We start from the raw sequence: 19,576 nt of genomic DNA on the forward strand, positions 1-19,576 counted from the left end.
TCGCTTCATGACCGAACACATGTTCGATACACTGCATAGGTGGGCTGGCATACCGGGCCGCCGAGCTGGACGGAAATGGAGCGGGTGCTCAACGGCAAACCGCGCCGTGCCGGCTGGCCCATAGACGAGCAGATCGGCGACGGCGGCGACAGCCCGGCCTGGTCGCGCAAGCGTGCTGCGTACACGGCCGACGTTGACCGGCCGGCCTCGTCGACGCCGTACGCCGAACTGCACGCGCACTCGGCGTACAGCTTCCTCGACGGCGCCAGCACACCGGAGGAACTCGTCGAGGAAGCGGTCCGACTCGATCTGCGGGCGATCGCGCTGACCGACCACGACGGCCTCTACGGGGTGGTGCGCTTCGCCGAAGCCGCCAAGGAACTGGAGATGTCGACGGTGTTCGGCGCCGAATTGTCGCTCGGCGGGGGTAACCGCACCGAAGATCCCGATCCGCCCGGGCCGCATCTGCTGGTGCTGGCGCGCGGCCCCGAAGGCTACCGGCGGCTGTCACGCGAACTCGCCAGGGCGCATCTGGCCGGCGGCGAGAAGGGAGTCCTGCGCTATGACTACGACGCGTTGACCGAGGCTGCGGGCGGGCACTGGCATATCCTCACCGGATGCCGCAAAGGCCATGTCCGACAAGCGCTTTGCACCGGTGGTCCCGACGCGGCCGCCGACGCGCTGGCCGACCTGGTCGACCGGTTCGGCCGGGACCGGGTCAGCATCGAACTCACCCACCACGGGCATCCGTGTGACGACGAACGCAATGCCGCTCTGGCCGGACTCGCGCCGCGCTTCGGCCTGAACGTCGTCGCGACCACCGCCGCACACTTCGCCGAGCCGTCGCGGGGCCGGCTGGCCATGGCGATGGGGGCGATCCGCGCCAGGCACTCGATGGACGAGGCGGCCGGTTACCTTGCCCCGCTGGGCGGTTCGCACCTGCGGTCGGGCGCGGAGATGGCGCGACTGTTCGCCGACCGTCCCGAGGTGGTGCTCGCCGCGGCCGACCTCGGCGAGCAGTGCGCGTTCGGGCTCTCGTTGATCGCGCCCCGGTTGCCGCCGTTCGACGTCCCCGACGGGCACACCGAGGACAGCTGGCTGCGGCATCTGGTGATGGAGGGTGCCCGCCGACGGTACGGGCCGCCGGAGCGGGCGCCGCGGGCGTACGCGCAGATCGAGCACGAGCTGAAGGTCATCGAGCAACTGACCTTCCCGGGTTATTTCCTGGTGGTCCACGACATCACCCGGTTCTGCGCAGAGAACAGCATTCTGGCCCAGGGCAGGGGATCGGCGGCCAACTCCGCGGTCTGCTACGCGCTCGGCGTCACCAACGTGGACCCGGTGGCCAACGAGTTGCTGTTCGAGCGGTTCCTGTCCCCGGCGCGCGACGGCCCCCCGGACATCGACATCGACATCGAATCGGACTTGCGGGAGAAGGCGATTCAATACGTCTACGACCGATACGGCCGCGACTACGCCGCCCAGGTGGCCAACGTGATCACCTACCGGGGCCGCAGCGCGGTGCGCGACATGGCTCGCGCCCTGGGTTTCTCGCAGGGTCAGCAGGACGCCTGGAGCAAGCAGCTCGGGCAGTGGGGCAACCTCACCGAGACGCCGCATGTTGAAGACATCCCCGAGCCGGTGATCGAGCTGGCCAAGGAGATCTCCAACCTGCCGCGGCACATGGGCATTCACTCCGGCGGCATGGTGATCTGCGACCGGCCCATCGCCGACGTGTGCCCGGTGGAATGGGCGCGGATGGAGAACCGCAGTGTGCTGCAGTGGGACAAAGATGACTGTGCGGCAATCGGTTTGGTGAAGTTCGACATGCTCGGCCTGGGCATGCTCTCGGCGCTGCACTACTGCATCGACCTGGTGCGCGAGCACAAAGGTATCGACGTCGACCTGGCCCAGCTGGACCTGTCCGAGCCCGCGGTGTACGAGATGCTGCAAAAGGCCGACTCCGTCGGGGTGTTCCAGGTGGAGTCGCGCGCGCAGATGGCCACCCTGCCGCGGCTCAAACCCCGCGTGTTCTACGACCTGGTCGTCGAGGTGGCGCTGATCCGGCCCGGCCCGATCCAGGGCGGATCGGTGCATCCGTACATCAAGCGGCGCAACGGGGAAGAGCCCGTCACCTATGAACATCCGTCGATGGCGTCGGCGTTGCACAAGACCTTGGGGGTACCGCTGTTCCAGGAGCAGCTCATGCAGCTCGCGGTGGACTGCGCGGGATTCTCCGCCGCCGAGGCCGACCAGCTGCGCCGCGCGATGGGGTCCAAACGGTCGACCGAGCGGATGCGCCGGCTTCGCGGCAGGTTCTACGACGGTATGCGCCAGCGGCACGGCATCACCGGCGAGGTGGCCGACCGGATCTACGAGAAGCTGGAAGCGTTCGCGAACTTCGGCTTCCCGGAAAGCCATTCGCTGAGTTTCGCGTCGCTGGTGTTCTACTCGTCGTGGTTCAAGCTGCACCACCCCGCCGCGTTCTGCGCCGCGCTGCTGCGCGCGCAACCGATGGGCTTCTATTCCCCGCAGTCGCTGGTGGCCGACGCTCGCAGACACGGTGTCGTCGTCCGGCGCCCGGACGTCAATGCCAGCCTGGCGCACGCCACCCTCGAAGACGCAGGAAACGCGGTCCGATTGGGTCTGGGCAATGTCCGCCACATCGGCGACGAGCTGGCCGAGAAGTTGGTCGATGAACGAAAAGCCAACGGCGCGTTTGTCTCCCTGTTGGACTTGACCCGCCGGGTGCAACTGTCGGTGCCGCAGACCGAGGCGTTGGCCACCGCGGGAGCGTTGGGTTGCTTCGACATCAGCAGGCGCGAAGGACTGTGGGCGGCGGGGGCGGCCGCCACCCAGCGGCCCGACCGGCTGCCCGGGGTGGGGGCGTCGTCACACATTCCCGCACTGCCCGGTATGACCGAACTCGAGTTGGCCGCCGCGGACGTCTGGGCGACCGGCGTCTCTTCCGACAGCTATCCCACGCAGTTCCTGCGCGAGGATCTCGACACCATGGGGGTGATACCGGCGGGCAAGCTGCTCGACGTGCCCGACGGCTCCCGGGTGCTGGTGGCCGGGGCCGTCACGCACCGCCAGCGGCCCGCGACCGCCCAGGGCGCCACGTTCCTCAACCTCGAGGACGAAACCGGGATGGTCAACATCATCTGCTCGCGCGGGGTGTGGGCGCGGCACCGCAAGTTGGCGCAGACCGCCGCGGCATTGTTGATTCGCGGTCAGGTGCAGAACGCGACCGGCGCGGTCACCGTCGTCGCCGAGCGGATGGGCAAGCTCACCTTGGCCATCGGCTCGAAGTCCCGCGACTTCCGCTAACTCACCGGACTACTCAGGCCGGCGACCCGCCGTTTTTTCGCAGGCGATGCTCAGCGTCCGGTCGTGTTTTGCAGCACTTGGCCGGAACCGGCATCGATGGTGACTTCGTGCTTGGTCTGAGAATCGTCGACGACATCGGCTTCCCAGACCGTCGTTCCGTTGTTGCTATCGAGGTTGAGTTCGGTGATGGTGCCGTTGGGCACCTCGGCGAGGATCTTGTCCGCCGCTGCCTGGTAGTCCACCTGAGCGGCCTGCACCCGTTCGCGGTGCTTGGCCTTGTCGGCTTCGTCCTCGGTTTTGGCCGTCGGCCCCATCGTCACCGTGGCGCCGTCGTTGGAGACGTCCATCTCGTGCTCGGTGCCGTCGGCAGTGACGACCTGAACCTCCCACCGGCCATCTCGCTCGGTTTCGATGGAGATCAGCGTGCTCTCGGGCACGGCTGCGGTCGCAGTGCTTCCGGCCCGGCGCAGCGCGTCGATGCCGGTGTTTGCCGGAGTAGCCGTGGCCGGCGCAGAAGATGTCACCGCGGGCGCAGCAGCTGTCGTTTCCGGCGCCGGGGTGGTCCCCGCCGAACCTGCATCCTCGTCGCTACCGCCGGCGCATCCGCTGAATGCCACCACCAACACCCCGAGCAACGCGGGCGCTGCAACGTATCGGCACTTTGACGTGAAATGTCCATCGACCATGACCCGGCCCCTTCCTGACCCACTGTCACATCCGAGTTGCCCAGCCACTCGATGGTGAAACGTCAACCCAGCCGACGGCTTAAGCTGGCGGCATGAGCCGCCGCCCGGTTCGGATGTCGGAGCTGGGATCCGACCCCGCGTCGGTGTTGCGGATCATTGCCTACTTCGACGAGGTCGACGAGTCAGCGGCGAGCGCCGACACCGTTGTGCGCTCGGCCGCATTGCTGGCCGAATGCCCGGTCGGCGCGCGGTGGGCATCCGGCGTCGTCATCCTCTATGACACGGCGGGTGCGCTCGACACCGCGGGGAACGTCCCGGCGGCGCCGTCGCTTGACGACGAACCGGTCGTGTGGGTCGAACGTGCGGGCGGCCCTTCGGAGCTGGACCCGGTGCTCATCGACCGCGTGCGCCACTCGTTGCGAAGGGTTCTGACACGCAGCTCGGTCACACCGCAGCTCGGTGATCCGGCACTGCTAGAGGTCGTGCTTTCGGAAAAGGAACATCGAGAGGACCGGGCACGGGCCATTCGCCTGCTCGGGCTCGACGAAACCCGCAAGGTTCGCGTCCTCGCCGTTTCTGCGCAATCACCGTCCGATGCGCTGCAGATCATCACCCGCGAACTCGCCGATGTGGCGGTGCGCACGGTCGCGATCGGCAACGCCACGGCGGTGCTGTGCCAGCACGCCGGCGATACCCGAGCGCTCTCCGACGGGCTCGAGCGGGCGATCGTCGACGCGTTCCCGTCCCCGCGACGCGCAAACTCCGACCGCGGACCATGGGTCGGAATCGGCTCCAGTGGGAGTGTGTTCGCCGCGCCGACGTCCTGGCATCAAGCCATGCGCGCGTTGCGCTTCGCATCGTCGACCGGTTACGGCAGGCGAGCCATCGCGTACGAACGGCTCAGTTTGCTCGAGCTGCTGGCCGACTTGCCGCTCGATCGGGTGCGTGGCAACCGGGAGATGGCCCGCATCGACGAGATCGCGGCGGCGCCGACGGGTGCGCTCGCGGTGCAGACCGTCGAGGCGTTCCTTGTGTTCGGCTCGCTGCGCCGAACGGCCGCGGAGTTGCACGTGCACCACAGCACCGTCGCGGCTCGCCTCGCCCAGGTGGCGCGCACGATGGGGTGGGATCTCGATGACCCGATGGACCGGTTCCTGGCGACGTTGGTGCTCATGGTGCGCCGCATCGCCCTGTCGTCGGAGGAGTTGCTCGAGCCCGACACATGTCGGGTGGATCAACGGATTTGATCGACGGACGGCGGGTGACTGTACGCTGCGGCTCCGTGATGATGACCACATGGCAGTTATCGATCCCACCCGAACGTGGGAACCGCTGGAAAAGCGCCTGGCCGACACCACCAATGAACGGCACCGCCTCGTGCTGAACGCCGTGATCGAGCACATGAAAGCCGAAGCCGCCCCGGATATGGATCGCCTGATGGCCACGCTGGCTCCGCATCCGGACTACCACTTCTGGGGCGCCGAAGGCGACTTCGGTCCCAAGACCACCGCGGGTGTGCAGACCTACTACACCGACTTCCTTGCCACCCGGACAAACATTCTCGAGTTCGAGGTGCAGCGGCTCGTCGTCGACGACCACTGCCTGGTGACCGAGGGTCTGCTCAAACAGATCTACCCCGGCGCAGAGGCCCAACGCATCGGGATTCCCGTCGACGATGTCGACGCCGACTACCTCGTCGTGTTCCGACAGTTGCTGCTGTGGCCGATCGACGAAAACGGAAAGATCCTCGGCGAGGACTCCTACAATCCCGGCGTGGTCAGCATGACCAAACTGTCGCGCGAGGAACTGCCGCAGGCCTACCTGGACCTTGTCCATCCGTCCGCCTGAAATGCGTTCCGACGTCTCGTCAAGACGCCAGTCCATCGCGGACCTGCTGCTCGATCGCCTCGGTGACGAGCATCTCGGTCTGCGCACCCGCCAGCGGGATTGGTCCTGGGATGAGGTTGTGCGTGAATCCGCGGCGCGCGGTGCGCTGGCCCAGGCGATGCGGTGCGACGGCCCGTTTCATATCGGGGTGCTGCTGGACAATGTCCCGGATTTCGTGTTCTGGCTGGGCGGCGCCGCCCTGGTCGGAGCGACGGTGGTCGGCATCAACCCCACTCGGGGTGCGGCCGAGCTGGCAGCCGAAATACGCCACGCGGATTGCCAATTGATCGTCACCGACACCGCGGGGTTCGATCGGTTGCGCGAGCTGGAACTCGGCTTGGCCGCGGATCGATTCCTCGTGATCGACGATCCGGGCTACGGCAGGGCTGTCGACACGCATCGGGTCGAACCCAGTGTCACCGCGGGCGTGGACGAGGACTCGCTGCTGCTCCTGCTTTTCACCTCCGGCACGACGGGCGCATCCAAGGCGGTCAAATGCAGTCAAGGCAGGCTGGCCCGTATCGCTTACGCCGCCACCGAGAAATTCGGACATTCGCGAGCCGACGTCGAGTACTGCTGCATGCCGTTGTTCCACGGCAACGCGATCATGGCGCTGTGGGCACCGGCGCTGGCCAACGGCGCCACGGTGTGCCTCACACCGTCGTTCTCGGCGTCCGGATTCCTGCCGGACGTGCGGTATTTCGGCGCCACGTTCTTCACCTACGTCGGAAAGGCACTGGCCTATCTGATGGCCACCCCGGAGCGACCGGACGACGCCGACAACCCGTTGGTTCGGGGCTTCGGCACGGAGGCGTCACCTGACGACCAGACCGAGTTCCGCCGCCGGTTCGGCGCGGAACTGTTCGAGGGCTACGGGTCCAGCGAGGGCGGCGCGGTGGTGGCTCCTGATCCGCACGCGCCCGCTGGAGCGCTCGGCCGCCCGTTACACGACGGTGTCGCGGTGGTGCACCCGGACACGTTGAAAGATTGTGCGCGAGCGGTTCTCGACGAATACGGCCGTGTACGCAATCCGGACGCGGCGGTCGGCGAGATCGTCGACAAATTCGGCACCCGCAGTTTCGAGGGCTACTACCGCAACGACGAGGCCAACGCCGAACGGATCCGCAACGGCTGGTACTGGAGCGGAGACCTCGGCTACCTCGACGAGGCCGGCTTCCTCTATTTCGCCGGCAGGCGTGGCGACTGGATCCGGGTCGACGGCGAGAACACCTCGGCCTTGACGATCGAACGGGTGCTGCGACGTCATCCGCGGGTGGTCGCGGCGGGGGTGTTCGCGGTGCCGGATCCACGCTCGGGCGATCAGGTGATGGCCGCGATCGAGGTGGCCGATCCGGACGCCTTCGACATCGAGGAGTTCACCGCCTATCTGGCGAGCCAACAGGACCTCGGAAGCAAGGGCGTTCCTCGGTTCCTGAGGCTGTCGACCCGACTGCCCGTCACCGGCTCCAACAAGGTGCTCAAACGCCAACTGCAACGACAGCGATGGCACACCGACGAGCCGGTGTACCGGTGGACCGGGAGAGGTGCACCCGTGTACCAGCGTATGAGTGACGACGAAAAGCGGTCACTGGACGCCGAATTCGAGCTTCACGGGCGGCAGCAATACGCATGAGTGGCTGGGACGACGAATGTGACGTGCTGGTCGCCGGATCGGGGGGCGGCGGTGTCACCGGCGCGTACACCGCCGCGCGCGAGGGACTCGACGTCATCCTCGTCGAAGCGACCGATCAATTCGGCGGCACAACAGCATATTCCGGCGGCGGCGGGGTGTGGTTCCCGTGCAATCCGGTTCTGGTGCGGGCCGGTACCGACGACACGATCGAGGATGCGCTCGAGTACTACCACGCCGTGGTCGGAGACCGCACGCCGTATGAACTTCAGGAGACCTACGTCCGCGGCGGTGCCCCGCTGATCGAATACCTCGAACACGACTCGCATCTGAAATTCGAGGTGCTGCCCTGGCCGGACTATTTCGGCAAGGTGCCCAAGGCGCGCCTTGACGGCCAACGGCATATCGCCGCACGGCCGTTGGCCGTTGCCAAGGCACCGGAACTGCGTGAGCTGGTGCGCGGCCCGCTCGACGCCGATCGGCTCGGCACGCCACGGCCCGACGACTACTTCATCGGCGGTCGCGCTCTGATCGCCCGGTTCCTCAAGGCCATCGGCCAATATTCACACGCAGCGCTGCGACGCAACACCGCGCTGGTCGAGTTGGTGCTCGAGGACGGCCGAGTGGTCGGCGCGATCGTTGAGACGGAGGGGCAACGCAGGGCCATCCGCGCGCGGCGGGGCGTGCTGCTGGCTGCCGGCGGGTTCGAGGGCAACGAGGAACTCCGTCGCCGTTACGGCGTACCCGGTGCGGTACGAGACACGATGGGGCCGTGGGGGAATCGCGGCGAAGCGTTGCAGGCGGCCGTCGCGGTCGGCGCGGACACCGATCTGATGGATCAGGCGTGGTGGTCGCCGGGAATGACGCATCCCGACGGGCGTTCGGCGTTTGCGCTGTGGTTCACCGGCGGCATCTTCGTCAACCAGGACGGCCGGCGGTTCGTCAACGAGTCCGCGCCGTACGACCGAATCGGCCGCGACATTCTCGCCCAATTGACCGATGGCTCGATCACGTTGCCGTACTGGATGATCTACGACGACCGGGACGGTGAGATACCGCCGGTCAAGGCCACCAACGTGTCGATGGTGGAGCCGGCACAGTACATCGAGGCGGGGCTCTGGCACACCGCCGGCACGCTCGAGGAGCTCGCCGACAAGATCGCCGTGCCCGCGGAGAATCTGGCGGCGACGGTCGCGCGGTTCAACGAATTCGTCGCCGACGGCACCGATGAGGACTTCGGCCGGGGTGACGAAGCGTACGACCGCGCTTTCTTCGGCGGTGGCTCACCACTCGTCGCGATCGAGAAGGCGCCGTTTCACGCCGCCATGTTCGGCATCTCCGATCTCGGCACGAAGGGTGGTCTGCGCACCGACACCGCGGCGCGGGTCCTCGACACCTCCGGCAACCCGATTCGCGGGCTGTATGCGGCCGGCAACACGATGGCCGCGCCGAGCGGCACGGCCTATCCGGGCGGCGGCAATCCGATCGGAACCAGCATGCTGTTCAGCCACCTGGCAATCAAAGACATGTTAGGCAGGGACCATGACGAGCGCTCGCGTAAGGAATCAACAGCCGATGAGTGACATTCGCGAGATCGACACCGGCGCACCGATGACGCGGTTCGCCCGTGGCTGGCATTGTCTCGGTCTGGCTGACGCGTTCCGTGACGGGCAACCGCACGGTGTCGAGGCGTTCGGCTCCAAACTCGTGGTGTACGGCGACTCGACCGGTGAGCTGTACGTCCTCGACGGCTACTGCCGGCACATGGGCGCCGATCTTTCCCGCGGGTCCATCAAAGAGGACAACCTGGCGTGCCCCTTTCACGATTGGCGGTGGCAGGGCTCGACCGGTCGCTGCGTCGATGTGCCCTATGCGCGCCGGGTACCGCGGCTGGCCCGAACCCGCAAGTGGCCCACCTGCGAGGTCAACGGCCAGCTGCTGGTGTGGCACGACCCGGAAGGCTCCTCGCCGCCGTCGGAGCTGACTCCGCCGGAGATCGAGGGATACAGCGACGGCATCTGGTCGCCCTGGCAATGGAACTCGATCCTGATCGAGGGTTCGCACTGCCGCGAGATCGTCGACAACAACGTCGACATGGCGCACTTCTTCTACATCCATCACGCCTACCCGACCTACTTCAAGAATGTGATCGAGGGTCACATGGCGAGCCAGTACATGGAATCCAAACCACGTCCGGATTCCACGCCCAATCCCGAAAAACTCTGGGACGGCACATATCTGCGTTCCGAGGCCACGTATTTCGGCCCTGCCTACATGATCAACTGGCTGCACAACGATCTCGGTCCCGGCTTCACCGTCGAGGTCGTGCTGATCAACTGCCACTATCCGGTCACCCACAATTCGTTTGTGCTGCAATGGGGCGTCGCCGTGCAGCAGATGCCCGGCCTTCCCCCGGACAAGGCGAACAAGCTCGCCGCGGCGATGAACCGGTCCTTCGGTGAGGGGTTCCTCGAGGACGTCGAAATCTGGAAGAACAAGACGCGGATCGACAACCCGCTGCTGACGGAAGAGGATGGCGCCGTTTACCAGCACCGGCGGTGGTACGAGCAGTTCTACGTCGACGTCGCCGACGTCACCGCCGAAATGACCGACCGCTTCGAACTCGAGGTCGACACCACCCAGGCCATGGGGGTGTGGGAGCGGGAAGTGGCGGCGAACCTCGCGGCACGCGGGCGGTCCGAGTTGGCGAAGTAGGCCAGCGGCGGGCGCACGCCAACGGCTCGACGTCTCGGCCCATTACGTGACACCGAATTGTGTGAGCGCCCGGGCCAGCCGAGCAGGTTCCGGCAACGAGTCGGCGTCGAGCAGCCACTGAACGACAAGGCCGTCGGCGACCGCCACCAGTATCGCCGCCAGAGCTTCCGCGTCGGGCAGCGACGACGAGCGGGTCAGGGACTGAGCGAGTGTCGCCGTGGCCGTGCGGAATTCGCGGTAGTGCGCGGCCAGTTGCGCACGCAGAGCGGGGTTGCGCTCCGCCTGGGCCCACGCTTCGACATACGCCACGGCAAACACCCGCCCATCGCGAAGGGCGCCATACGCAGCGGCGATGGTGTCTGCCAACGGATCGCCTGACGACACTGCGGTTTCGGCCTGCTGCATCTGTTGCAGCCAGCGACGGCTGCATTCAGCAAGTGCCTCGTTGAGAAGCGCCTCCTTGGAGTCGAAGTGGTAGGTGATCGCGCCGAGGTTCGTCCCCGACGCCTGCACGAGGTCACGGGCGGTGGTCCGCGCGTAGCCCCGGTCCTCGATGCACCGAATGGCTGCATCCAGCAAGCGTTGCCGGTTTCCGGTGCGTCGAGTCATTTCCACTCCGTTCCGATTGAGACATTTGTCTGATACGTTTGTCTCATGGCTGCAGAGGATACCGCTCTGCGTGTCGACGTCGCGGTGGTTGGCGCGGGACTCGCCGGTCTGGCCGCCGCTCGCCACCTGCGCAGGGCGGGAAAAAGCGTGTTCGTCGCCGAGGCTCGTGACGAGGTCGGCGGCCGGGCGCGGTCGCGCGATCTGGACGGATCAGTCGCCGACTTCGGCGGCGAATGGATCGGCCGGGCCCATCGGAGAATGCATCGATTGGTACGCGAGCTCGGGTTGGACGTCGAGCCGGCCCGCCACGTCGGATACCCCATGGTTTGGCGACTGCCGGGCCGGCGGGCCCGTCGACGATTACCGCCACCAGGCACCTGGCTGGGTTTGGTACGTGCGTTCAGTTCCCTCGCGTGGTTGTCCCGGAGGATCGATTCCGACGCACCGTGGAGGTCATCGCGGGCAGCCGAACTCGACAGACGATCCGTCGCCGAATGGCTCGACGAGCGCCGTCTCGACGGCGGCAGCCGGTACTTGCTCGAACGGCTCGTCGGTTCCCTTGCCCGCGAGAACCTGGACTCGATGTCGCTGCTGCATTTGCTCTGGTTGCTCCGCATTGCCGGCGGCCCGTGGCGCAGCATGACCGCTGTGTTCCAGTGGCGCATCAGCCAAGGCGCTCAACAGGTCGCCGCCCGGATGGCGGCGCCGCTCGGCGACGTTGTTCGGCTCAACACACCGGTCAGCCGAATCACGCAGCGCGCCAATGGTGCTGAGGTCCGGGCGGGCAACCTTACCGTGGACGCGGAGCGGGTCATCGTGGCGATTCCGGTGACGCAACTGCCCCGCGTCGTATTCGATCCTCCGTTGCCACCGGATCTGGCGCGACTAGCCGAACTGCACATCGACGCCGGAACAAAGGTGATCGCGTTGCTGCCGCGCGGACACTCGGTGCGCCACAACACGGTGTTGGGCGGTGACGTGCTGTGGGGAGCTTGGCGGCGTGGTGACCGGGTGACGGGCTTTTGCCCGGCCACGGGGACGGCCATCGACGACGATGTACTGCTCGCCGATCTGGCGGAGGCGTTCGGGGTGCAACCACATCAACTGCGCTGCCCGACCGTCGTGCGGTGGGCCGAGCAGGACTACATCGAGGGCTGCGACGCGGTGTTCGCTCCCGGCGAGGTGTGCGCGGTGGGTCCGTTGCTGAGCAAGGGCCATGGCGTCATCGAGTTCGCCGGCGCGGAGCGCAGCAGCTGGCCCGACAACATGGAAGGCGCTGTGCGCAGCGGCGAGCGAGCCGCCGCCAAGACGCTGAGCGCACTCACGGTTTAGCGCCCCGGTACCTCGCCAGAAAAGGGGGCCGAACTAACCCCCGGTCGGTGTGGTCCACACCTTGTCGACGCTGATCTTCAGCCGCGTGTCGTAGGCGGCCAGGAACTCCTCGCTGAAACCGAGGCTGGCCGCGTACTCGCCATATTTGGCGCGGTACCGCTCGTCCTGCAACGGGTTCGCGTTCTCGGCGTCGACGGTCGCGGTGCCGCCGACGACGATGATCCCGCTGCCGTTCCCGTCGGAATCCAGGTTCAGGCTGACCCGCGGATTCGCCCTGAGGTGTCTGACCTTGGCGGCGCGCGGTTCGCTGTAGACGAACACGTCGGACCCGTCGAAGAAGAACCACACCAACTTCGGCACGGGCTGTCCCGACTTCGCCACCGTGGTCAACCAGCCGTACTTGTCGGAGGCGAGCCTGTCCGCCACCTCTTTCGTGAATTCGATTGCCATGAGGCGAATGTAGTCTCGAAAAATGACCTTGAACCTGTCCGTGGACGAAGTCCTGACCACCACCCGTTCGGTGCGCAAGCGGCTGGATCTGGACAAGCCGGTGCCGCGCGAGCTGCTGCTGGAATGTCTCGAGCTCGCGGTGCAGGCGCCGACGGGATCCAACGCCCAGGGCTGGCAGTGGGTCTTCGTCGACGAGCCCGACAAGAAGAAGGCGCTCGCCGACATCTACCGCACCAGCTGGAAGCTGTACCGAACGATGCCCGAACCCGAGTACACCGACGGCGACAGCCGCGGGGAACGGCGACAGGCGGTGGTGTCGTCGGCCGAGTACCTGGCCGAGAACATGGAGATGGTCCCGTGGCTGCTGATCCCGTGTCTCGAGGGTCGCGTCGACGGTGCACCCGGCGCGGGGAGTGCGAGCTTCTGGGGCTCGCTGCTGCCGGCGGCGTGGAGCTACATGCTGGCGTTGCGCTCGCGCGGGCTCGGCTCCGCATGGACGACGTTGCATCTGCTCGGTGACGGCGAGAAGCAGGCCGCCGAACTGCTCGGCATCCCGCATGACAAGTACAGCCAGGGCGGCCTGTTCCCGATCGCCTACACCAAGGGCACCGACTTCCGCCCCGCCAAGCGGTTGCCCGTCGAGCAGATCGCGCACTTCAACAGCTGGTAACGCGCTCCGCACGAGCGTCCCTGCCCTTCGGGCGTGGGCCCACATCGGAAGGTGACTACACCGCTCCGCTGAACCCGTGTTGGCGCCACGCCTCGTACACGGCGACCGCGGCTGCGTTTGACAGGTTCAGCGAGCGCCGGCCCGCCAGCATCGGGATCCGCAGCTGGGCGGTGATGTGCGGATCGGCCAGCGTCTCGGCGTCCAATCCGGTGGGTTCCGGCCCGAACATCAGCACATCGCCGGCCCGGTACTCGACGTCGGTGAACGAGGTCGCCGCGTGCGCGGTGAACGCGTAGACGCGCTCGGGCGCCAGCGCGGCCCAGGCGGCGGCGAGGCCGCGGTGCACGGTCACCGACGCCAGGTCGTGGTAGTCCAGGCCGGCGCGGCGCAGTTTCGGTTCGGACAGGTCGAACCCCATCGGCTCGACCAGGTGCAGTTCGCACCCGGTCGCGGCCACCATCCGGATCGCATTCCCGGTGTTGGGAGCGATGCGCGGCGCAAAGAACATCAACCTGAACAACTACGACCTCTTCAGCGTGAGAGCGCTACGACGTCACCGCCACCGGCTCGCCGACCGTCTGCTGCGATAATGCTTCCATGGTCGCGCAGAGCCTCTGGATGCAGAAGGTGTCGGCGGATCCCGGGCACTCGCACTGGTACATCGAGCGCTTCCGCGCGATGGCCCGCGCCGGCGAAGATCTGGCCGGCGAGGCCCGCTTCGTCGACGCCATGGCGCCGCGCGGTGCCCACATCCTCGACGCCGGTTGTGGTCCAGGGCGGCTCGGCGGATACCTGGCCGCGGCCGGTCACCGCGTCGTCGGCGTCGACGTCGATCCGGCACTCATCGAAGCAGCCGAACAGGACCACCCCGGCCCGCGATGGCTGGTCGGCGATCTCGCCGAGCTCGACCTGCCCGCACGGGGAATCACCGAACCGTTCGACGTGATCGTGTCGGCAGGCAACGTGATGACGTTCCTCGCGCCGAGCACCCGGGTGCAGGTGCTTTCCCGGCTGCGTGCCCATCTGCGCGTCGAGGGTCGGGCGGTGATCGGCTTCGGCGCCGGCCGCGACTATGAATTCGCCGAATTCTTCGACGACGCCGGCGCCGCGGGCTTGGCGCCCGACCTTCTGTTGTCCACCTGGGACGTTCGGCCGTTCACCGACAATTCCGACTTCCTCGTCGCGCTTCTCCGGCCGGCGTAATCCGCGGCCGGCGCGCCCGCATCACAATCGCGTTCCGGTATTTGCCCGGAATTCGCACAACTGCTCTGAGCTGCGGTTATGAACTCTGTCTGTTCAGTAAGAATTGTGGAATCGGCCGCACATCGCTGGCATACTCGACCAATTGCCAGGGCCAGAACGTGCCCGCCGGGGGCGGGGCAATATCAGTAGGAAATCAGTGGGAAGCCTTATGAACGATGCGCCGTTACTGAATCCCGGGCCGCCGGCCGACAGCGGGGGCGCGCGTCGATGAGCGTGTTCTCCCAGCTCAAGCAGGCCGATGGCACGCTCGTGGATTTCGAGCCCCAACCGGAGCCACCGGTAAAGCGGCCGTCGCGGTGGGCGCTGTCGAATTGGCCCGTCCGCTGGAAAGTGCTCGCGATCGTATTGGTGCCGCTGATTCTGGCCGGAACATTCGGCGGTTTGCGTATCTACGGCAGCGTGACCGAGGAATCGGATTTGCGTCGCGCCGCCGAGCGCACCGAAATGGTGCCCGCCATCGAGAGCTACATGGCCGCGCTGGAAGGCGCGATGCTGGCAACTTCCACCGGCGGGGACATCCAGGCCGCACTGACCCGGTTCGACAGCAGCCGTCGGGAACTGCATCGCCGGTTGGACGGCACGGACGTCGCACCCGACGTGCGTCGCGGTGTCACGACCATGATCGACGACGGTCAGGCGTTGGTGGACAAGGTCGCCTCGAACACCATCGGGCTGCGCGACACCATCCAGGCCTACGCGTTGCTGCTGCTGCCAGCCGAGGATGCGGTCACCGGATCGGTCCGCGTCGATGACGAGCGCATCCGCGCCGAGACGCTCGGCCTGTCCCGCGCGATCGGCGCCCGCGGCCAGATGACGATGCAGAAGCTGGCGCTCACCCGCGGTGCCGAGCTGCCCGAGCCCGAGCTGCGGACCGCGGTGATCGCGCTCGCGGGCACCGAGCCGTCGACGCTATTCGGGATGAGCCAGGTGCTCGGGGTGGGATCGCCGGAGGCGCAGAAGCTTCAGGCCGAGTTCGTCAAGCGGATGGCGCTGATGACCAACCCGGCGGTGCCCCTGGTCAACAACCCCGAACTGTTGGCGTCCGTGGCCGCCACCGAGCAGATCGCCCGCCAGATCATCGACCGCATCACCACCGCGGTCACCTCCGCCGTCCAGGAGCGGGCCGACGCGCAGCGCACCACCTCGATCCGCGACGCGGCGATCGTCGGCGGGGCGATCCTGCTGGCGCTGATCATCGTGATCCTGGTGGCGCGCACGCTGGTGCGCCCGCTGCGCCGGCTACGGGACAGCGCGCTCAAGGTTGCCCACGACGACCTGACGAAGGAGATCGAGCGGGTGCGCGCGGGGGGCGACGCTCCACCGATCACGCCGATTCCGGTGCACACCTCCGAAGAGGTCGGTCAGGTCGCGCACGCGGTGGACGAACTACACGAGCAAGCCGTCGTCCTGGCCGCTGAGCAATCGCGGCTGCAGTTGCAGGTCGGCGACATGTTCGAAACCCTCTCGCGCCGCAGCAGGTCGCTGGTCGACCAGCAGTTGTCGCTGATCGACCGGCTGGAGCGCGACGAGGAAGACCCCGAGCGGCTGGAGAGCCTGTTCCGGTTGGACCACCTGGCCGCCCGGATGCGCCGCAACGGTGCCAACCTTCTGGTGTTGTCGGGCGCCAGGGTGCCGCGCGAACAAGCTGAACCGGTCCCGGTATCGGCCGTCATCAACGCCGCCGCGTCCGAGGTCGAGGACTACACCCGCGTGGTGACCGCGACCGTGCCCGACAGCGAGGTCAGCGGTGCGGTCGCCGGCGACCTGGTTCACCTGCTGGCCGAACTGCTCGACAACGCGCTGCGGTACTCCCCGCCGATCTCGCAGGTGCGGGTCTCGGCGGTGCACACGGCGAATGGCGGACTGGTCATCGAGGTCAGCGACATCGGACTGGGCATGACCGAGTCGGACCTGCGGGTCGCCAACACCCGCCTGCAGTCCGGCGGAGAGGTCGACCCGTACACGGCGCGCCACATGGGCCTTTTCGTGGTGGGCCGTCTCGCGACGCAGCACGGGCTGGTGGTCCGGTTGCGCAGCACCGTTGCGGGCGAACCGAATTCGGGCACCACCGCGGGCGTGTACGTACCCGCCGAGCTGCTCAGGCGGGCCGGCGAGCCCGATCAGTTCAGCGAACCCGAGTACGCGATGCCCGCCGACGCCCACGCGGGGATCGCGACGGCGTTGGCGCTCGACGACGATCACCGAGAGGCGAACCGCGACGGCCGGCACGCCGAGCCGGAACACCTCAACGGGCACGCCGAGGCGCCGGTTTCGCTTCTGCCGCAACGCAACCCCGGCGCCAGTGGAATCGCCGACGTCACCGCCGCACAGCCCCCTACGCCCGTCGCCGAGCGGCCGACGGACACCTCCGAGTTCTTCGCGGCGCGGGCGCAGACGGCGAGCGAGCGGGCGCCGGAACCGGAACCGGAACCGTCGCGCGCTGCTGCGGTCGAACCGTCGGGGGAAGCCGCTTCGGACGACGCGATCTATCAGAGCATGCTGTCGGAGTGGCTGGTCGATCCGACTGAACTGGCCAACAGCGAGGACCTGAACTGGGAGTCCGTCTGGGACCATGGCTGGTCGGCTGCGGCCGCCGCCGACGAGGCTCCGGTCACCCGCGTCACCGACGAGGGCCTTCCGATGCGTGACCCCGGCGCGCGCCTGGTGCCGGGCGCCGCTGCCGCCGGCGACGAGACGGTAGCATCGGCGGCTGAGTTCGGCGCGGGAGAGCGAACCTCATCCGCAGGTGCGCCGCAGCGGGACCCGGAGGCCGTTCGCGCGAGCATCAGCAGCCACTTCGGCGGGGTGCATGCCGGCCGTTCGCACGCAAGAGAGACCACGGGAAACAGAGGAACAGATACCGAATGACCTACCCGGCGCGATCGACGCAGCGCGACTCGCTCGACTGGCTGGTTTCGAGATTCGCCCGCGAAGTGTCCGGAGTGTCCCACGCCGTTCTGGTGTCCGCCGACGGTCTGCTGATGGCCGCCAGCGAGCACATCCCGACCGAACGCGCCGACCAGCTCGCGGCGGTGGCGTCCGGTCTGGCCAGCCTGTCCACCGGCGCGGCGCAACTGTTCGACGGCGGCCATGTGCTGCAGTCGGTGGTCGAGATGGAGAACGGTTACCTGCTGCTGATGCGGGTCGGCGACGGCTCGAACCTGGCCACCTTGGCGACCCGCAACTGTGACATCGGCCAGATCGGTTACGAGATGGCGGTATTGGTCGAACGGGTGGGCACCGTCGTCCAGTCCGCTCGACGGCGCGCGCCTCAGCACTCGTGAGCGGCCCATGGATGATCCGAAGGGTTGGGACGAGGCTGACGAGGCGGCCGGCAGATCGCGGTGGGAACGCGATGTCGGGGAAGAGCCGAGTCTCGTTCGGCCCTACATCCTGACCGCGGGCCGCACCGACTCCCGCGTCTACCTCCCGTTGGAAGCGCCGATCGAGACGCTCGACTCGGACAAGCCGACGCGATGGCCGAGCAGCGATGTGCGCGGCCAGATCCTGACCATGTGCGTCGACCGCCCGTCGGTTGCCGAGATCGCCGCGAAGTTATCCTTGCCGCTCGGCGTGGCGCGCGTGCTGATCGGGGATCTGGTGACGCAGGGTTATGTGGCGGTGCGCGGCACCTTGAGCGAGTCGACCACCATCGACGAACGACGTGAGCTGATAGGAAGGACACTGCGTGGCCTCAGGGCACTTTGAGGAGCGCCGGGCGCCGAACACGTCGGGGCAGGCTGCCTCGACGAAGATCGTCATCTCCGGCGGATTCGGCGCCGGCAAGACGACGTTCGTCGGCGCGGTCTCAGAGATCATGCCGCTGCGGACGGAGGCGTTGGTGACGACGGCGTCCGCGGGCCTCGACGGCCTGGAAGCCACCCCTCAGAAGAACACCACGACTGTGGCGATGGACTTCGGCCGCATCACGCTCGCCGAGGATCTGGTTCTGTACCTGTTCGGGACGCCCGGGCAGCGCCGGTTCTGGTTCATGTGGGACGACCTGGTCCGCGGCGCGATCGGCGCGATCATCCTGGTCGATGTGCGCCGCCTGCAGGACAGCTTCGCCGCGGTCGACTTCTTCGAGGCGCGAAATCTGCCGTTCTTGATCGCGGTCAACGAGTTCGACGGTGCGCCAAGGCATCCGGCCGCGGCGGTTCGCAAGGCGCTGGCCCTGGCCGAGCACATCCCGGTGATCACCGTCGACGCTCGCGACCGGCGCTCCACCAAGGCGGCGCTGATCGCGATCACGGAGTACGCGCTCGACAGCTTGACCTCGTTGCGCGGCTGATCGGGTGAGTTCTGACGAAGAGGTCTGGACCGAACGCGAATTCGTCGGTCACGACTTCCGCGATGAGGACCTCAGCAGGCTGCGCACCGCGCGGACCGTGTTCGACGAGTGCGACTTCCGCGGCGTCGACTTCACCGAATCGGAGCACGTCGGCTCCGCATTCCGCAACTGCCGCTTCGAGCGGGCCACGTTGCACCACGGCATCTTCCGGCAGTGCAGCATGCTCGGCTCGGTGTTCACCGAGAGCCGGTTGCGGCCGCTGACCCTGGTCGACGTCGACCTGACCTTGGCGGTCCTCGGCGGATGTGACCTGCGCGGGGTGGATCTGGCCGGGTGCCGGTTGCGCGAGGCCGGTCTTGTCGACACCGATCTGCGCAAGGCGGTGCTTCGCGGCGCGGATCTGAGCGGCGCCCGGCTGCAGAACGTCCGATTGGACGAGGCCGACCTGCGCGGCGCCCGAACGGACGCCACGTTGTGGACCACCGCGAGCCTGCGCGGCGCAAAGATCGATGTCGACCAAGCGTTGGCCTACGCCGCCGCCCACGGCCTGAACATCCACGGCGAGTGAATCGCTGATCGAAAACAGCTGCTGCGGCGGCTATTTGCGTGATTTCGCAGGCAGTGTCAGTGGTCGGTCGGATTTGTCGGTGGGTGCTGTCATGATGCGGTTATGGTTTCGTTCGCTCCTTCTGGTGTTGAGGTGGATTTGAGTC

Annotated in this window: 18 protein-coding genes; 14 read left to right on the forward strand and 4 right to left on the reverse strand. The window is 67.2% G+C overall.

The window, feature by feature from the left end:
• Positions 1-39: 39 nt before the first annotated feature.
• Positions 40-3,330, forward strand: a complete 3,291-nt coding sequence (locus tag AU187_RS18285) for an error-prone DNA polymerase (RefSeq protein ID WP_059167102.1) — start codon at positions 40-42, stop codon at positions 3,328-3,330.
• A gap of 50 nt (positions 3,331-3,380) precedes the next feature.
• On the opposite strand, the gene AU187_RS18290 is transcribed toward AU187_RS18285, so the two are convergent.
• On the reverse strand, positions 3,381-4,016 hold the full coding sequence (locus AU187_RS18290; protein WP_059167103.1) for a PepSY domain-containing protein: 636 nt from the start codon (positions 4,014-4,016) through the stop codon (positions 3,381-3,383).
• A gap of 92 nt (positions 4,017-4,108) precedes the next feature.
• Here AU187_RS18290 and AU187_RS18295 point away from each other — a divergent pair, with 92 nt between their 5' ends.
• Genes AU187_RS18295 through AU187_RS18315 form a run of 5 tightly spaced genes read left to right on the forward strand, consistent with a single transcriptional unit; the run spans position 4,109 to position 10,248 of the window.
• Positions 4,109-5,263, forward strand: a complete 1,155-nt coding sequence (locus AU187_RS18295; protein WP_059167104.1) for a PucR family transcriptional regulator — start codon at positions 4,109-4,111, stop codon at positions 5,261-5,263.
• 49 nt (positions 5,264-5,312) lie between these two features.
• Positions 5,313-5,864, forward strand: a complete 552-nt coding sequence (locus AU187_RS18300) for a hypothetical protein (protein ID WP_059167105.1) — start codon at positions 5,313-5,315, stop codon at positions 5,862-5,864.
• Position 5,865: 1 nt separating this feature from the next.
• Positions 5,866-7,536: a steroid-22-oyl-CoA synthetase gene (casI, locus tag AU187_RS18305; RefSeq protein WP_059167106.1), complete on the forward strand. Its 1,671-nt coding sequence runs from the start codon at positions 5,866-5,868 to the stop codon at positions 7,534-7,536.
• Positions 7,533-9,116 (forward strand): FAD-binding protein, encoded by a 1,584-nt coding sequence (locus tag AU187_RS18310; RefSeq protein ID WP_059167107.1) that lies wholly within the window; start codon positions 7,533-7,535, stop codon positions 9,114-9,116. Before casI ends, AU187_RS18310 begins: the two co-directional genes overlap by 4 nt.
• The gene (locus tag AU187_RS18315; protein ID WP_059167108.1) at positions 9,109-10,248 is read left to right on the forward strand and encodes a 3-ketosteroid-9-alpha-monooxygenase, oxygenase component; all 1,140 of its coding nucleotides are present in this window, start codon (positions 9,109-9,111) and stop codon (positions 10,246-10,248) included. Before AU187_RS18310 ends, AU187_RS18315 begins: the two co-directional genes overlap by 8 nt.
• A gap of 42 nt (positions 10,249-10,290) precedes the next feature.
• Here AU187_RS18315 and AU187_RS18320 read toward each other — a convergent pair whose 3' ends face one another.
• On the reverse strand, positions 10,291-10,857 hold the full coding sequence (locus tag AU187_RS18320; protein ID WP_059167109.1) for a TetR/AcrR family transcriptional regulator: 567 nt from the start codon (positions 10,855-10,857) through the stop codon (positions 10,291-10,293).
• Positions 10,858-10,902: 45 nt separating this feature from the next.
• Here AU187_RS18320 and AU187_RS18325 point away from each other — a divergent pair, with 45 nt between their 5' ends.
• Positions 10,903-12,189, forward strand: a complete 1,287-nt coding sequence (locus AU187_RS18325; RefSeq protein ID WP_059167110.1) for a flavin monoamine oxidase family protein — start codon at positions 10,903-10,905, stop codon at positions 12,187-12,189.
• 33 nt (positions 12,190-12,222) lie between these two features.
• On the opposite strand, the gene AU187_RS18330 is transcribed toward AU187_RS18325, so the two are convergent.
• Complete coding sequence (locus AU187_RS18330) at positions 12,223-12,639, reverse strand: TIGR03667 family PPOX class F420-dependent oxidoreductase (protein ID WP_059167111.1); 417 nt, start codon at positions 12,637-12,639, stop codon at positions 12,223-12,225.
• 22 nt (positions 12,640-12,661) lie between these two features.
• Between AU187_RS18330 and AU187_RS18335 the strand changes: the two genes are divergently transcribed.
• Entirely contained in the window at positions 12,662-13,309 is a 648-nt protein-coding gene (locus tag AU187_RS18335; RefSeq protein ID WP_059167112.1) for a nitroreductase family protein, read from the forward strand.
• Between the two features lie 55 nt (positions 13,310-13,364).
• On the opposite strand, the gene AU187_RS18340 is transcribed toward AU187_RS18335, so the two are convergent.
• On the reverse strand, positions 13,365-13,829 hold the full coding sequence (locus AU187_RS18340) for a tRNA (cytidine(34)-2'-O)-methyltransferase (protein WP_059167113.1): 465 nt from the start codon (positions 13,827-13,829) through the stop codon (positions 13,365-13,367).
• A 77-nt stretch (positions 13,830-13,906) separates the two neighbouring features.
• On the opposite strand from AU187_RS18340, the gene AU187_RS18345 reads away from it, so the two are divergent.
• From AU187_RS18345 to AU187_RS18370, 6 genes are all read left to right on the forward strand, one after another.
• A complete protein-coding gene (locus AU187_RS18345; RefSeq protein ID WP_059167114.1) occupies positions 13,907-14,512 on the forward strand; it encodes a class I SAM-dependent methyltransferase in 606 nt (201 codons plus the stop codon).
• Positions 14,513-14,779: 267 nt separating this feature from the next.
• Positions 14,780-17,440, forward strand: a complete 2,661-nt coding sequence (locus AU187_RS18350) for a HAMP domain-containing sensor histidine kinase (protein WP_059167115.1) — start codon at positions 14,780-14,782, stop codon at positions 17,438-17,440.
• The gene (locus AU187_RS18355) at positions 17,437-17,856 is read left to right on the forward strand and encodes a roadblock/LC7 domain-containing protein (protein WP_059101474.1); all 420 of its coding nucleotides are present in this window, start codon (positions 17,437-17,439) and stop codon (positions 17,854-17,856) included. Before AU187_RS18350 ends, AU187_RS18355 begins: the two co-directional genes overlap by 4 nt.
• A 7-nt stretch (positions 17,857-17,863) precedes the next feature.
• Entirely contained in the window at positions 17,864-18,280 is a 417-nt protein-coding gene (locus AU187_RS18360) for a DUF742 domain-containing protein (RefSeq protein WP_059167116.1), read from the forward strand.
• Positions 18,261-18,863: a GTP-binding protein gene (locus tag AU187_RS18365; RefSeq protein WP_059167117.1), complete on the forward strand. Its 603-nt coding sequence runs from the start codon at positions 18,261-18,263 to the stop codon at positions 18,861-18,863. The genes AU187_RS18360 and AU187_RS18365 overlap by 20 nt, the downstream gene beginning before the upstream one ends.
• Positions 18,864-18,867: 4 nt before the next feature.
• Complete coding sequence (locus AU187_RS18370) at positions 18,868-19,431, forward strand: pentapeptide repeat-containing protein (protein ID WP_059167118.1); 564 nt, start codon at positions 18,868-18,870, stop codon at positions 19,429-19,431.
• Positions 19,432-19,576 lie beyond the last annotated feature (145 nt).

The organism is Mycobacterium sp. IS-1556 (assembly GCF_001499985.1).
In the GTDB taxonomy this organism is placed as follows: Bacteria; Actinomycetota; Actinomycetes; order Mycobacteriales; family Mycobacteriaceae; genus Mycobacterium.

What these genes read in the sequence shown, in the direction of transcription:
- AU187_RS18290 (WP_059167103.1), bottom strand. Translation starts at nt 4,016, where the DNA reads ATGGTCGATGGACATTTCACGTCAAAGTGCCGATACGTTGCAGCGCCC.
- AU187_RS18295 (WP_059167104.1), top strand. Translation starts at nt 4,109, where the DNA reads ATGAGCCGCCGCCCGGTTCGGATGTCGGAGCTGGGATCCGACCCCGCG.
- AU187_RS18300 (WP_059167105.1), top strand. Translation starts at nt 5,313, where the DNA reads ATGGCAGTTATCGATCCCACCCGAACGTGGGAACCGCTGGAAAAGCGC.
- casI (WP_059167106.1), top strand. Translation starts at nt 5,866, where the DNA reads ATGCGTTCCGACGTCTCGTCAAGACGCCAGTCCATCGCGGACCTGCTG.
- AU187_RS18310 (WP_059167107.1), top strand. Translation starts at nt 7,533, where the DNA reads ATGAGTGGCTGGGACGACGAATGTGACGTGCTGGTCGCCGGATCGGGG.
- AU187_RS18315 (WP_059167108.1), top strand. Translation starts at nt 9,109, where the DNA reads ATGAGTGACATTCGCGAGATCGACACCGGCGCACCGATGACGCGGTTC.
- AU187_RS18320 (WP_059167109.1), bottom strand. Translation starts at nt 10,857, where the DNA reads ATGACTCGACGCACCGGAAACCGGCAACGCTTGCTGGATGCAGCCATT.
- AU187_RS18325 (WP_059167110.1), top strand. Translation starts at nt 10,903, where the DNA reads ATGGCTGCAGAGGATACCGCTCTGCGTGTCGACGTCGCGGTGGTTGGC.
- AU187_RS18330 (WP_059167111.1), bottom strand. Translation starts at nt 12,639, where the DNA reads ATGGCAATCGAATTCACGAAAGAGGTGGCGGACAGGCTCGCCTCCGAC.
- AU187_RS18335 (WP_059167112.1), top strand. Translation starts at nt 12,662, where the DNA reads ATGACCTTGAACCTGTCCGTGGACGAAGTCCTGACCACCACCCGTTCG.
- AU187_RS18345 (WP_059167114.1), top strand. Translation starts at nt 13,907, where the DNA reads ATGGTCGCGCAGAGCCTCTGGATGCAGAAGGTGTCGGCGGATCCCGGG.
- AU187_RS18350 (WP_059167115.1), top strand. Translation starts at nt 14,780, where the DNA reads ATGAGCGTGTTCTCCCAGCTCAAGCAGGCCGATGGCACGCTCGTGGAT.
- AU187_RS18355 (WP_059101474.1), top strand. Translation starts at nt 17,437, where the DNA reads ATGACCTACCCGGCGCGATCGACGCAGCGCGACTCGCTCGACTGGCTG.
- AU187_RS18360 (WP_059167116.1), top strand. Translation starts at nt 17,864, where the DNA reads ATGGATGATCCGAAGGGTTGGGACGAGGCTGACGAGGCGGCCGGCAGA.